The organism is Agrobacterium salinitolerans (genome assembly GCF_002008225.1).
GTDB classification, from domain to species: Bacteria; Pseudomonadota; Alphaproteobacteria; order Rhizobiales; family Rhizobiaceae; genus Agrobacterium; species Agrobacterium salinitolerans.
Genome location: NZ_MRDH01000028.1, coordinates 23,710 through 36,788, shown reverse-complemented (window position 1 = coordinate 36,788; position 13,079 = coordinate 23,710). Strand labels below are relative to the sequence as shown.

The 13,079-nt window shown below is 59.4% G+C and carries 18 protein-coding genes; 10 read left to right on the top strand and 8 right to left on the bottom strand.

The annotated features are described in order from the left end of the window. Positions 1-207 (top strand): hypothetical protein (locus BS627_RS24740; protein WP_205635507.1); only part of this gene is annotated, 207 nt, incomplete at its 5' end. Between the two features lie 8 nt (positions 208-215). Here BS627_RS24740 and pyk read toward each other — a convergent pair. After that, positions 216-1,655, bottom strand: a complete 1,440-nt coding sequence (pyk, locus tag BS627_RS19785) for a pyruvate kinase (protein WP_077984889.1) — start codon at positions 1,653-1,655, stop codon at positions 216-218. Further along, positions 1,655-2,041, bottom strand: coding sequence for a DUF1036 domain-containing protein (locus BS627_RS19780; RefSeq protein WP_373692768.1), 387 nt, complete (start codon positions 2,039-2,041; stop codon positions 1,655-1,657). Before BS627_RS19780 ends, pyk begins: the two co-directional genes overlap by 1 nt. A gap of 292 nt (positions 2,042-2,333) precedes the next feature. Between BS627_RS19780 and BS627_RS19775 the strand changes: the two genes are divergently transcribed. The 3 genes from BS627_RS19775 (at position 2,334) to BS627_RS19765 (ending at position 3,848) form a co-directional block, all read left to right on the top strand. After that, positions 2,334-3,122 (top strand): N-formylglutamate amidohydrolase, encoded by a 789-nt coding sequence (locus BS627_RS19775; protein WP_077984887.1) that lies wholly within the window; start codon positions 2,334-2,336, stop codon positions 3,120-3,122. 15 nt (positions 3,123-3,137) lie between these two features. Beyond that, positions 3,138-3,443 (top strand): DUF1244 domain-containing protein, encoded by a 306-nt coding sequence (locus BS627_RS19770; protein WP_077984886.1) that lies wholly within the window; start codon positions 3,138-3,140, stop codon positions 3,441-3,443. 147 nt (positions 3,444-3,590) lie between these two features. Next, the gene (locus BS627_RS19765; protein WP_006314683.1) at positions 3,591-3,848 is read left to right on the top strand and encodes a DUF2312 domain-containing protein; all 258 of its coding nucleotides are present in this window, start codon (positions 3,591-3,593) and stop codon (positions 3,846-3,848) included. Between the two features lie 66 nt (positions 3,849-3,914). On the opposite strand, the gene BS627_RS19760 is transcribed toward BS627_RS19765, so the two are convergent. The 5 genes from BS627_RS19760 to BS627_RS19740 form a co-directional block, all read right to left on the bottom strand. Further along, on the bottom strand, positions 3,915-4,535 hold the full coding sequence (locus BS627_RS19760) for a tetratricopeptide repeat protein (RefSeq protein ID WP_077984885.1): 621 nt from the start codon (positions 4,533-4,535) through the stop codon (positions 3,915-3,917). A gap of 98 nt (positions 4,536-4,633) precedes the next feature. After that, positions 4,634-4,759, bottom strand: a complete 126-nt coding sequence (ykgO, locus tag BS627_RS19755) for a type B 50S ribosomal protein L36 (RefSeq protein ID WP_003497670.1) — start codon at positions 4,757-4,759, stop codon at positions 4,634-4,636. Between the two features lie 146 nt (positions 4,760-4,905). Continuing rightward, the gene (locus tag BS627_RS19750; RefSeq protein ID WP_077984897.1) at positions 4,906-5,982 is read right to left on the bottom strand and encodes a 5-(carboxyamino)imidazole ribonucleotide synthase; all 1,077 of its coding nucleotides are present in this window, start codon (positions 5,980-5,982) and stop codon (positions 4,906-4,908) included. 11 nt (positions 5,983-5,993) lie between these two features. Further along, the gene (gene purE / locus BS627_RS19745; RefSeq protein WP_077984884.1) at positions 5,994-6,494 is read right to left on the bottom strand and encodes a 5-(carboxyamino)imidazole ribonucleotide mutase; all 501 of its coding nucleotides are present in this window, start codon (positions 6,492-6,494) and stop codon (positions 5,994-5,996) included. A gap of 15 nt (positions 6,495-6,509) precedes the next feature. Next, the gene (locus BS627_RS19740) at positions 6,510-6,713 is read right to left on the bottom strand and encodes a YdcH family protein (protein WP_003497661.1); all 204 of its coding nucleotides are present in this window, start codon (positions 6,711-6,713) and stop codon (positions 6,510-6,512) included. Between the two features lie 233 nt (positions 6,714-6,946). Here BS627_RS19740 and BS627_RS19735 point away from each other — a divergent pair, with 233 nt between their 5' ends. After that, positions 6,947-7,123: a YdcH family protein gene (locus tag BS627_RS19735; RefSeq protein WP_006314700.1), complete on the top strand. Its 177-nt coding sequence runs from the start codon at positions 6,947-6,949 to the stop codon at positions 7,121-7,123. A gap of 100 nt (positions 7,124-7,223) precedes the next feature. On the opposite strand, the gene BS627_RS19730 is transcribed toward BS627_RS19735, so the two are convergent. Then, on the bottom strand, positions 7,224-7,988 hold the full coding sequence (locus BS627_RS19730; protein WP_077984896.1) for a sulfite exporter TauE/SafE family protein: 765 nt from the start codon (positions 7,986-7,988) through the stop codon (positions 7,224-7,226). A gap of 104 nt (positions 7,989-8,092) precedes the next feature. Here BS627_RS19730 and BS627_RS19725 point away from each other — a divergent pair, with 104 nt between their 5' ends. From BS627_RS19725 to BS627_RS19705, 5 genes are all read left to right on the top strand, one after another. Further along, positions 8,093-8,746 (top strand): thiamine phosphate synthase, encoded by a 654-nt coding sequence (locus BS627_RS19725; RefSeq protein WP_077984895.1) that lies wholly within the window; start codon positions 8,093-8,095, stop codon positions 8,744-8,746. Positions 8,747-8,754: 8 nt separating this feature from the next. Continuing rightward, the gene (locus BS627_RS19720; RefSeq protein WP_165691328.1) at positions 8,755-9,855 is read left to right on the top strand and encodes a tetratricopeptide repeat protein; all 1,101 of its coding nucleotides are present in this window, start codon (positions 8,755-8,757) and stop codon (positions 9,853-9,855) included. Between the two features lie 164 nt (positions 9,856-10,019). Beyond that, entirely contained in the window at positions 10,020-10,820 is an 801-nt protein-coding gene (locus tag BS627_RS19715; protein WP_077984894.1) for an inositol monophosphatase family protein, read from the top strand. Between the two features lie 200 nt (positions 10,821-11,020). Further along, entirely contained in the window at positions 11,021-12,037 is a 1,017-nt protein-coding gene (locus BS627_RS19710; protein ID WP_077984882.1) for a flagellar motor protein MotA, read from the top strand. A 2-nt stretch (positions 12,038-12,039) separates the two neighbouring features. Beyond that, positions 12,040-13,071, top strand: a complete 1,032-nt coding sequence (locus BS627_RS19705) for a peptidoglycan -binding protein (RefSeq protein WP_077984881.1) — start codon at positions 12,040-12,042, stop codon at positions 13,069-13,071. Positions 13,072-13,079 lie beyond the last annotated feature (8 nt).

Here is a 13,079-nt window from a genome sequence, read left to right as displayed (position 1 = left end):
ACATCAAGAAAATCGCAATGGCGCTCACGAAAGCACCCAAACCCGCCTGGGGATGAGGAAACGAGGCTCATCTTATCTCCCGTTCACCCGCAAAAGACGACAACAAAACGTCATCATCCCGAAACAGAAAAAACCCGCCGAAAATATCAACGGGTTTGTCAGCGGTCTGAACCCGCCGTTACCGGCGGGTTTTTTTATGCTGGATAGTTCAAGCTTTAGACGCCGCTCTGGCCGTCCGAGCCGATATAGGCGATGCGTACCATATTGGTCGCGCCGGGGGTGCCAAGCGGTACGCCTGCGGAGATGATGATACGATCGCCCGGCTTGCCGAAACCTTCGGAAACCACGATACGACAAGCGCGGTTCACCATGTCGTCCAGGTCGCTGGCATCGCCGGTGACGACGCAGTGCAGGCCCCAGACGACCGACAGGCGGCGGGCGGTTTGGATGATCGGCGACAGCGCGATGATCGGAACCTGCGGCCGTTCACGCGCGGCGCGCAGGCCGGTCGTGCCCGAGGACGTATAGGTGACGATCGCCGCAAGCTTCAACGTTTCGGCGATCTGGCGGGCGGCAAGCGAAATGGCGTCGGCGCCGGTCGGTTCCGGCTGGGCGCGCTGCGCATAGATGATATTGGAATAATAGGGGTCCTGCTCCACCGTGCTGGCAATGGAGGCCATGGTGGAAACCGCTTCGACCGGATAGTCGCCCGATGCGGACTCGGCAGAAAGCATGATGGCGTCTGCGCCTTCGAAGACGGCGGTGGCGACGTCTGACACTTCGGCGCGGGTCGGCACAGGCGCTGTTATCATCGATTCCAGCATCTGGGTGGCAACCACGACCGGCTTGCCGGCGCGGCGGCAGGCGCGGGTCAGCTGTTTCTGGATGCCCGGAACGGCTTCCAGCGGCATTTCGACGCCGAGATCGCCACGGGCGACCATCAGCGCGTCGGAAAGCTCGATGATTTCCTCGATGCGCTCGACAGCCTGCGGCTTTTCGATCTTGGACATCAGGCCGACGCGACCGCGTGCGATCTTGCGCACTTCGGCAAGGTCTTCCGGACGCTGGACGAAGGAAAGCGCCACCCAGTCGACTTCGCCGGTGGCGAGGACGGCATCGAGATCGACGCGGTCCTTGTCGGTCAGAACACCGACGCCGAGCAGAGTGTCGGGCAGGCTGATGCCCTTGCGGTCAGAAATGCCGGTGCCGGAAATGACGGTGGTGACGATGCTTTTGCCGTCGCTCTTTTCAGCGCGCAGATGCAGCTTGCCGTCGTCGATCAGCAGGCGATGGCCGGGCTTGACCGCTTCGAGAATTTCCGGATGGGGCAGGAAAACGCGGGTGTTGTCACCAGGCGTTTCGTTGTTGTCCAGCGTAAAAGTCTGGCCGGGAACGAGGTCGACCTTGCCTTCGGCGAATTTTCCGACGCGCAGCTTGGGTCCCTGCAGGTCGGCCAGAATGCCGATAGGGCGGCCGTTCCGGCTCTCGACGGAACGGATGCGCTGAATGAGCGTCCGCATCACGTCGTGGCTCGCATGGCTCATGTTGATCCGGAAAAGATCCGCGCCAGCAAGATGCAGCTTCTCGATCATCGCCTCTTCGGAGGAGGCCGGGCCGAGAGTTGCAAGAATTTTGACTTTGCGGTTACGCTTCATCAGTTTTGATTTCCCTGTGTGCCTGGCGTATCGGAGAGCTGGACCATCCAGCTGCCCTGTCTGCCCGTGTCATATTCCTTGAAACCCATTCTCTGGAAGCTGCGGGCATAACAATCGTCCACGCCGTTGATCTTGAACTCGTTTTCCGCCACGCACATGTTGACGTCACCGGTCCAGCGGCCGCCATGGGCGGCGTCTTCGGCATAGAGATAATAATAACGTGACTGCAGCTCACCCTCGATCAGCGTCGCGCAGGTCGAGGAGGGGACCTGCCACCAGCCTTCGCTGACCCAGCCTTCCTGAGCACGGTAGCCGATGGCTACCCCGACGAGGTTCTGCGTGCTGTTGCACACGCGAAAATCCGCGTGCGCGGGCGCCGCTATCATGAGCGGGGTCAGAAACAATGCCGCTACGGAAAAAAGACGGGCGAGATGCCTGAAGTGGCGAGGAAGAGCGAGAGATGACTGAGTCACGGCTTCCATCCGGATTCCATGGTTATAATGAACACACTTCTTGGCGTGGCCGCCAAAGAAAGTCAACGCGAGTTTAATCGATTATATTGTTCGTGGGATCGTGAGTGCGACAAGGTAGATGGCTGTTCTTCCGCCGTAACTTGCGCGCGGCCTCAAGCCATGCCATCAAGTTTCTCTCCTCAATCCTGCCCCAGAAAAATCATCGATGAACGACTTCATACCCTATGAAATCATAGAAGGCGATTATGACAAAGGCATGGTTCTTCTGGCGGACCATGCCATGAACCTCCTGCCGGCACACTACGGCAATCTTGGCCTTCCGCAAACCGCTTTTCATCGCCATATCGCATTTGATATCGGTATAGAGGGACTGACCCGCTCACTCGCCGCCCGCCTTGGCGTGCCGGCCGTGCTCGGACGGTTCTCTCGCCTGCTGATCGACCCGAATCGCGCCGAGGACGACCCTACTCTCATCATGAAGATTTCGGACGGAGCGATCATTCCCGGCAACCATCCGATTTCGGATGAGGAATGGCAAAGGCGGATCGAGGTCTTTCATCGGCCCTATCACAATGCCGTGGACCGTGTGCTGACCGGCGTGGCGAAAGCGTCCGAAGAGGCGCCGCTCGTGCTGTCGCTCCATTCTTACACGCCGTTCTGGAAGGAAACACCCCGACCATGGCATGCGGCGGTTCTGTGGGACACGGATCACCGTGCTGTCGATCCGCTTCTGGCGCATCTGCGCGCCACGGGCGATATCCTCGTTGGCGATAACGAACCCTACGACGGGGCGCTCAAAGGCGACACTATGTATCGCCATTGCATGATGAAGGGCGTACCGCATGCGCTTCTCGAGGTTCGGCAGGATCTGATCGCGAATGATGAGGGGATCGCCGAATGGTCGGACCGGCTCGCTCCCATTTTCGCCGCAATGAATGACGATCCCGTTTTGCATGAATATCAGCTGTTCGCCTCTCGCACCGGCCCCTATTGAGCCTGGAGTTTTGCCATGACGAATGAAAACGACAATCGGCAGGTTGAATTCGAGGCGGCGGCTTTCCGGCGCCTTGTCAATCATCTCCGTGAGCGCCACGACGTGCAGAACATCGACCTGATGAATCTCGCGGGCTTCTGCCGCAACTGCCTTTCCAACTGGTACAGGGAGGCGGCCGAAGAAGCCGGTGTTCCGCTCAGCAAGGATCAATCCCGGGAAATCGTCTACGGCATGCCTTATGAGGATTGGAAATTGCAATATCAAGGCGAAGCGAGTGACGACCAGAAAGTCGCTTTCGAGCAGAACCGACCCAAGGAATAGGTCTCAGCTAACGGAAACGACTTGACGGAACGCCTTTCTATGGGCAGTTCACAGGCCTGAATTTTGCTGTCCGCTGGCAACGACCGGCGAGGGCTTCGCCCGGATCAATGAATAAGGCTCGCATGCGAGCCGACAACGAAGGATAATATGATGGACGAAACGAGCACCACCGAAACCGTCGCCGCCGCAGAACTGCGCCAGTTCATCGAGCGCGTCGAGCGCCTCGAAGAGGAAAAGGCTGCCATTCAGGGTGATATCAAGGACGTTATGGGCGAGGCTAAAGGTCGTGGCTACGATACGAAGGCGATCCGCACCATCATCCGCCTGCGCAAGAAGGACGCCAATGAGCGCATCGAGGAAGAAACGATTCTTCAGACCTATATGGCCGCGCTCGGCATGGAATGATCGGCTGGAAACGCCTCAATGAAAAATCGCCGCTTTTGCGGCGATTTTTTTGCGCATCTTGCGAATTCAGCCGCGCGTGCCCGCCAGTTTTTCCGAGAGGTCGGCGGCTTCCTTGCGGGCGTCCTTGTCTGCGGGGTAGACCGCCAGATATCGTTCCCAGGCCTTCAGTGCCAGATCGTCGCGGCCAGAGGCTTCGAGGATGTTGGCAAGGCTTGCCAGCGCGGGAAAATAGCGCGGTTCCTTTTCCAGGGTCAGGTTGATGTCCGCCATCGCCTTGCGGGTGTCGCCATCGGCGAAATGCATCATGGCGCGGCGGTAGGGTGCCTGCACATAGTTCGGGTCGAGCAAAATCACCTGGTCGAGAAAATCATAGGCGGCGGCGTTACGCTTTTCGTCAGCAGCTTCGCCCGCCCATTGCATCAGGAGATTGATCGTCGCACTGCCGGAATCATTCCACTCGGACGCGATCTGGTTGGCGATGCTGCGCGCCTTGACCGCGTTGCGCTCTTTTTTCAGCGATGCGAAAAGAGTGTCGATGGTTTTGGCGGGGGAAGGCGCGGCGTCTGCCGCAGCAGGCTGCTGTCCATCCGCTGCATGACCAGGAGCAGCCATTCCCGGAATCAGGAGGCCGGCAAACAGGAAACCCTGAGCAAGAAGAATAGTCGTGCAAAAACGATTTGGGCGCATGGGTTAAGCTTAACCCGGCTGCGCCCAATATCAAATGCAAACTTCTGCACTGTCAACAAAGTGATCCGCGAAACATCGCGAACCGCAGCTGCTATCAATCAGCCCTGACGAGCCTTGAAGCGCGGGTTCTGCTTGTTGATTATGTAGACGCGGCCCTTGCGGCGAACCAGGCGGTTATCGCGATGACGGGCCTTAAGCGCTTTAAGCGAATTCTTGATCTTCATTTTACTGGTCCGCAGTTTTGCACGGATTTTGCCGTGCTATTCAAACAATCAAAAGCGCGCAACGGGGCGCGCTCTTTTCGGTTGGCAGGCAGATACCTGTTTGAGCCCTGCCTGTCAACACTTGCCCGTGTCTTTGCCTTAAAAGACTAGGCTTTTCCTGTGTGCAGAAGCTGCGTCACATGGCCCATCTTGCGGCCCGGCCGTGCTTCCGTCTTGCCGTAGAGATGCACGAGACAGTCTCTTTTCGCCAACCATGCTGGAACATCATCGATGTCATCGCCGATCAAATTGGTCATAACGCAATCCGAATGGCGATCCGTGCTGCCGGGCGCGAGGCCCGATACGGCCCGGATATGCTGCTCGAACTGCGAGATCACGCAGGCGGCCTCCGTCCAGTGGCCGGTATTGTGGACACGCGGCGCCATTTCATTGGCGACCAACGAACCATCCGGCAGGACGAAGAATTCGATGCCGATGACGCCGACATATTCGAGCGCTGCCAGAAGCTTTTCCGCCGATTGTACGGCAACTGCCCTGGCGGCATTGGAGAGCGCTGCCGGAACGGTTGAAGTGTGTAGGATGCCGTCCAGATGGACATTCTCGGCGGGATCGTAACAGGTGACGGTCCCATCCAGGAAACGGGCGGCAATGATCGAAATTTCCCGCTCGAAGGAAATGAAGCTCTCGAGGATCAGCGGCACGCCGCCGAGCGCCGCAAAGGCGCCTGCGAGGTCTTCGCCACCCTGGAAGAGACGCTGGCCCTTGCCGTCATAACCCATGCGGCGGGTTTTCAGCACGCCCTTGCCGCCGAAGGTGGCCAATGCGGCCTCCAGCTCTTCCTGGCTGTCCACCGCGCGGAAATCGGCGGTCGGGATGCCGCAGCCGTTGAGGAAGCGTTTTTCCGTCAACCGGTCTTGTGAGGCGCTGAGTGCTTTCGGAGGTGGATAGACGGGAACGGAGAGGCTGAGCTTTTCGGCCGCCGCGACAGGCACGTTCTCGAATTCGTAGGTCACGACATCACAGCGGCTTGCGAGTTCCGCAAGCGCCTTTTCGTCGTCATACTCCGCGACGATCTGGTCGTTGCAGGCTTGTGCTGCCGGACAATCCGCCTGCGGTTCAAGCACGATGGTGCGGTGGTTGAGGCGCGCAGCGGCCATAGCCAGCATACGCCCGAGCTGCCCGCCGCCGATAATGCCGATGGTCAGGTTACTTGTCTTTGCAATCGTTCCTGTCGTCACTGGGCGCTGTCCATGGGGTATTCCGCGACAGCCGCAGACTGGCGTGCGCGCCAGGCGTCCAGCCGATCGGCGAGGTCCTCATCGCCAAGCGCCAGAACCGCAGCGGCAAGAAGGGCGGCATTGATCGCGCCGGCCTTGCCGATTGCGAGCGTTCCGACGGGAATACCGGCCGGCATCTGCACGATGGAATAAAGGCTGTCCTGCCCGGACATGGTCTTGGACTGTACCGGAACACCGAAGACCGGCAGCGGCGTCATCGAGGCCGTCATGCCTGGAAGATGGGCGGCGCCGCCTGCACCCGCTATGATGACCTTGAAGCCTTCGTCCTTCGCACCATTGGCAAAGTCATAAAGCCGGTCCGGGGTGCGGTGGGCGGAAATGATGCGGGCTTCATATTCGATGTCGAGCGCATCCAGCGTATCGGCGGCGTTCTTCATGGTCTCCCAGTCAGACTGGCTGCCCATGATGATGGCGACGGGGGGCGTTTCTGCTGTCACGTAATGTCTCCGGGCTCAGGCGATGATATCGGGAATGACCTGATCTTCAAGCTGGGTCATCTTGTCCTTGACGGCCAGCTTCTTTTTTTTCATGCGTTGTATTCTCAGCGCATCGCAGCTGGTCTGGATCATCGCGTTGATCGCCGCGTCGTAATCCTCATGCTCCTGGCGCAGCCGCGCCAGCGTGAGCCTGATGTCCGCCTGGTCCTGATCGGGCATCTGTTCATCCCCATTTTATGCCGCCGGATCGGCTCCGGCGCGTATGTGATCGTTCACGAGGCTCTATCATCAAATCGCGGTAACGGGAAGTTATCCCTTGCGACCAAATTGCCCACTTATTGCCTTCATTTCGCCTTCGACAAGCGGCGCGATCCGTGTCACATTGCCGTCGTAAACCTGAAACTCCAGCGATGGAGAGCTGGAGGTAGGTTCAAAAAGGAAGGACGTGCCGCATGACCATTCAGGCTCATATTGCATCGCTCGAAAAGAAACACGGTGCTCTGGAGGAGGAGCTCGAAAGTATTCTTGCTTCCCCGTCGTCTGACGACAAAGAGATCGCGGACCTTAAACGTCGAAAACTGCGCCTGAAGGATGAACTGCAGAGGCTCAAGGCCTCGACGAGACATTAATTTATGCCAGACCGCGGCTCTCGACGAATGAAGGGCCACGGTCTGAGCGTTTCAAGCTCTGGCGGCGAAAACCTGCTGCCAGAGCTTTTTATTGCCGAATCTAGAGCGGCAGTCCGTCCCACAGCAGTTTAAGCGCCGCAATCAGCGCCATGGCGTACATGAGCGGGTAAAACACCGCGGGTTTCAGATATTTCACCACCTTGGCGCCGGCAAGCGTCGCCAGCATCGCCACCGGCAACAGGCTTGCCGATGTCTTGAGGTTGGTGGCGTCCAGTGCGCCGAGCGCGAAATAGGGAATGAGCTTGATCGCGTTCATGATGGCGAAGAACCGCACGCTCATGCCGGTATAGATCTTTGGATCGAGCTTCAGCGGCAGAACGTAGATCTGGAAGGGCGGGCCGCCCGCATGGGCCACGAAACTGGCATAACCGGACAGACCGGACCAGAGGGTCGCAGCCGCCGGTCTTTGTGGCTTGGCCGGGATTTCCCGGCCCTTGCGGCTTTTGAAGCTTTCATAGAAATAACGCAGCACGAACAGGATCGTGACCGAGGCGACAACAAGGCGCATGGCGTCTGCGGAAACGAGGCTTGAGGTCGCCCAGCCCAGCGCGATGCCGGCAATAGCCCCCGGCAGCATGATGAGGAGCGTTTCCCGGTGGTTGTAGTGCCGCCAGGCAAAAAGCGCCACGATATCCATGACGATCAGGATCGGCAGAAAGATGGCCGCCGCCTGCACCGGCGATACGGCAAGCGCCATCAAAGGAACGCCCATCAGCGCCAGCGCGCCGCCCAGCCCTCCCTTGGAAAGGCCGACGAGAACGACTGCGGGAATGGCGACGAGATAAAAATGAAAATCGGTGAGCATGGATGGACGGTTGATCCTTTCGCCGGTCCGGTTTATCGGATTTGTCATATGAAAACGAGTGCAGATTGCGCAGCAAGCGTCTTCTGTCTGAAATGGACGAATCGATGACCCTAGTTGAAGACCGTTGCCGCCTTGTCCTGATCGTTCCGCAATCGGACGATGCGCAAAAGCAGGCTAAAGAGGTGGAAAACGCATTGCGGGGCGGTGATGTCGCTTCCGTCATCATTCCGCAATATGGTCTGGATGACGCCGCTTTCCAGAAACGCGCCGAACTGATCGTGCCCGTCGTCCAGAAGGCGGGTGCGGCGGCGCTCATCGCCGGTGACAGCCGCATTGCCGGCCGCGTGAAGGCGGATGGCCTGCATGTGGTCGGTAATGGCGAGGCGCTTGCGGAGGCCGTGGAAAAATTCACGCCGAAGCTCATCGTCGGCGGCGGCAATGCGGACGACCGCCATAAGGCGCTGGAGCAGGGCGAGGCCAATCCGGATTACATGTTTTTTGGAAAGCTCGAAGGCGACATCAAGCCGGAAGCGCATCCCAAAAACCTGGCGCTCGGCGAATGGTGGGCCTCGATGATCGAAATCCCGGCCATCGTCATGGGTGGCGCCGATGTGTCCTCGGTTGTTGCCGTGGCCGAAACCGGGGTGGAGTTCGTGGCCATGCGCAGCGGCGTTTTTGAAAATGCCGGTGGCGCCGCCCAGGCCGTTTCTGAAATCAACGCCCTGCTTGACGAAAAAGCGCCACGGTTTGGCGGTTGATACAGGCGATGATCATGCGCTCGGTTCACCTCTGCCTTTCCGTTTCACTGCTGGCGCTCGCTTTCGGCGCGCCGGCGGGTGTTGCTTTTGCCCAGTCCGGGCCGCAGAGCGAAAGCAATGCGCTGTCCCGCCAGCTGGAAAACGAGGCTCAGCCGACCCGTCAGGGCAGGGTGCAATCCGAAGAGCAGAAGGACTTGCAGCCGTCTGCGGGGGTGAACGTCTATCAGCGCATGGGCGCGGAATTGCCGGCGCTGCCGCCTGAAAAAGAATTCAAGGGCCGGGTGGACGAAGCTTACGGGCATTTCCAGCGCGGCGAATATGTGCAGGCGCTCGACAAGGCGCTGAACCGCGCGCAGAACGGTGACGCACCTGCCCAGACGCTGGTGGCGGAAATGATGTCGCGTGGTCTGGGCATCGCCCGTGACGAGAAGACCGCTGCTTTCTGGTACCAGCAGGCGGCTGAGGGTGGCGATCCCGTCGCCATGTTCAAATTCGCGCTGATTCTGATGGAAGGCAAATTCGTCACCCGCGACAAGACGAAGGCCGACGATTTCATGCGCCGTGCGGCGGAAGCCGGCAACGCCTCCGCCCAGTTCAACTGGGGCCAGATACTGGTTTCGGAAAATCCCGGAGCCAAGGGCCTGCTCATGGCTTTGCCGTTCTATGAAAAATCCGCCGAACAGGGCATTGCCGATGCGCAATATGCTGTGTCGCAGATTTACTGGTCGCTCAAGGATGTGCCGGCCGAGAAAAAGGCAAAGGCGCGGGACTGGCTGACGCGGGCCGCGAAAGCTGGATACGATACCGCGCAGGTCGATCTCGGCATCTGGCTGGTCAATGGGTTCGGCGGCGAGCGCAATCTGGATGAGGGTTTCCGCTGGCTCTACGGCGCGGCGCAGCGCGGCAATGTCGTGGCGCAGAACAAGGTGGCGCATCTTTACATTCAGGCGCTCGGTACGAGGCCGGATCCCGTGGAGGCGGCCAAATGGTATGTGCTTTCCCGCCGCGCCGGCCTGAAGGATCCGTCTCTCGAGGACTTCTATCTCGGCATCACCGACGAGCAGCAGAAGAAGGCGATTGAGGCCGCAAATCGTTTCCGCCCGACGTGATGGAAGGGTAGCCTTCCTGCGCTGGCATTGACCCATGGGCTTTTTGCCTTGAATTTCCGCGCGTTTTGTGGTCTTGAACCGCAAACTTTCAATTCAAGAAAATAATGACGTGCCTGCCCGGTGAGCTTCCGGGCGGTTCGCAAGCTTTCCAGGAAACAACATCGATGGCCCGTTCAGCCCTTCTCAATGTCATGGTTCAGGCCGCCATCAAGGCGGGTAAGTCTTTGTCGCGTGACTTCGGTGAAGTGCAGAACCTTCAGGTCTCGGTCAAGGGACCGAGCGATTTCGTTTCGCAGGCGGATCTGAAAGCCGAGAAGATCGTGCGCGACGAATTGATGAAGGCCCGCCCGACCTACGACTTCCTGGGTGAAGAAGGCGGCGAGGAAAAGGGCACGGACGGCGCACATCGCTGGATCGTCGATCCGCTGGATGGCACCACCAACTTCCTGCACGGCATTCCGCATTTCGCGGTTTCCATCGCGCTCGAGCGTAATGGTGAAGTCGTCGCCGGCGTGATCTTCAATCCGGCCACCGACGAACTCTACACCGCCGAGCGCGGCGGCGGCGCGTTCCTCAACGATCGCCGCATCCGCGTCGCTGCGCGCAAGGCGCTGACCGATTGCGTCATCGGCTGCGGCGTTCCGCATCTCGGCCGTGGCAATCACGGCAAGTTCCTTGTCGAACTTCGCCACGTGATGGGTGAGGCAGCCGGCATCCGCCGCATGGGTGCGGCTTCGCTCGATCTCGCTTATGTCGCTGCTGGCCGTCTCGACGGTTACTGGGAAGCTGATCTTTCGCCATGGGACATGGCCGCAGGCCTGGTGCTGATTCGTGAAGCCGGCGGTTTCGCTTCCGATATCAAGGGCGGCGCGGATATCTTCGGCAGCAGCTCCGTCGCTGCCGGCAACGAATATATCCACAAGGCGCTCGTTGAGGTCGCCAACCGTCCGATCCCGGGCCGCTGACGGGTTTTCGACGGAAAACCTGCCGTTTCTGCAAGTTTTAGACGCCCGGCGGATGTTCGCCGGGTGTTTTTGTTTTCCATTGCCGGGTGCTCACACATTTTCCTAAAACGCCTGTGACGAAAGACCGGCTTTTCGCTTCAAATCGTCGCAATTTTCAAATAGCTTCCGCTGGATACCTGACCAGAGGGAATGCGAACGTTATGGCGGATTCGGAGCTGCTCGATCTTGGCGTCGAGAAACCGGTGACCACACGGCAATACAGTCACAAGCTGTCCAGTCCGACACCGTTTCTCTGGACGATGGTTCTGTTTCTGATCCTTGTGGGCTTTCTGGCGGCCATTCTTTACCGGCAGGCCCACACCGCCTTCATGTCCAATCCGGGGCTCAACGGCTTCATTCTAGGCGTGCTGGCCATCGGCATCATTCTGGTGTTTACGCAGACGATGAGCCTGCGCTCGGAAGTCAGCTGGTTCAATGCCTTCCGCGCTGCCGGCAGCGTCGACAAAGTTGGCCGTGCGCCCAAGCTGCTCGCGCCGATGAGCACGCTGATCGGCAAGCGCGGCGAAGTCCGGCTTTCCGCCGTTACGCAGCGGACGATCCTCGATTCCATTGCGACGCGCCTCGACGAGACCCGTGATACATCGCGTTATCTTGTCGGCCTGCTGGTGTTTCTCGGCTTGCTCGGCACCTTCTGGGGCCTCATCGGCACCATCGGCGCGATCAGCAATGTCATCCAGTCGCTCGATCCGAGCGCCGGCGACAGCAACGACATTCTTGGCTCCCTCAAGGCCGGCCTGACTGCTCCTCTTTCGGGCATGGGAACGGCGTTTTCCTCGTCGCTGCTCGGTCTTTCGGGTTCGCTTATTCTCGGTTTCCTCGATCTTCAGGCCGGTCGCGCCCAGAACCGTTTCTATACACAGCTTGAAAACTGGCTTTCCTCGGTGACGGATACGACGGAAGGGCCGAGGGAGTTCCAGGGCGAACCCGGCGCCGTTGTCAGCACCGAGCGCTCGCTTGCGGCCATGACCAGCCTTGCCGAAGGCATTCAAGGCCTGGTCAAGAATATGCGCAGCGAACAGCAGATGCTGCGTGACTGGATCGAGGCGCAGCAGGAAGAATCGAAATCGCTCCGCCGCACGCTCGACCGGCTGTCAGAGCGGATCGACAGCGATACGAAGTCTTCCGGACGCATTCGGCACGATAACGGGAGCGAGTAGCCATGGCGCTTGCGCGCAACCGCCGCCGCGACAGGGGTGTGGATTATTGGCCGGGGTTTGTCGATGCGCTGTCGACCTTGCTCATGGCCATCATGTTTCTGCTCACGGTTTTCGTGCTGGCGCAATTCGTTCTATCGCGGGAAATCACCGGCAAGGATGAGGTGCTGACGCGTCTCAACAGCCAGATTGCCGAACTGACCGAACTTCTGGCCATGGAAAAAGGCAATAAGCAGGATATTGAGGACGCGCTTGCCAGCCTGCAATCCACCCTTGCCGCATCCGAAAATGAGCGTTCCCGACTGCAGGCGCTTCTCGATGCGGGATCGGGAAGCAATGCGAACGCCAATGCGCGGATCGGCAGCCTGACCGGCGAACTGGACGAACAGCGGCAGGCCAATTCCCGCGCGTCCGCGCAGATCGAATTGCTCAACCAGCAGATTGCGGCGCTGAGAGTGCAGATCGCCTCGGTGGAAGCCGCGCTTCAGGCCTCGGAAGCCAAGGACGCCTCTTCTCAGGTCAAGATCGCCGATCTTGGCCGGCGGCTCAATGTTGCGCTGGCGCAGCGGGTGCAGGAACTGAACCGCTATCGCTCCGATTTCTTCGGGCGACTGCGCGAAATCCTTTCGGACCGCGAAAATATTCGCATCGTCGGTGACCGTTTCGTCTTCCAGTCCGAAGTGCTCTTCCCATCCGGTGGCAATGAACTCAATCCGGAAGGGCAGGCGGAGATGGAGAAGCTGGCGGTCGCGCTGCTCGATCTCGCCAAGGAAATTCCGGCGGAGATAAACTGGGTCCTGCGTGTGGATGGTCATACGGACAATGTCCAGCTTTCCGGTTCCGGCCGTTACCGGGACAATTGGGAGCTTTCCTCGGCCCGCGCCACCTCGGTGGTGAAATTCCTGATCTCCAAGGGCGTGCCGGCAAACCGGCTGGTCGCCGCCGGTTTCGGCGAATATCAGCCAATTGCCGAAGGCGATACGCCGGAAGCACGGCAGCAGAACCGCCGTATCGAACTCAAGCTCACAGAGCGTTGAAATCGCGG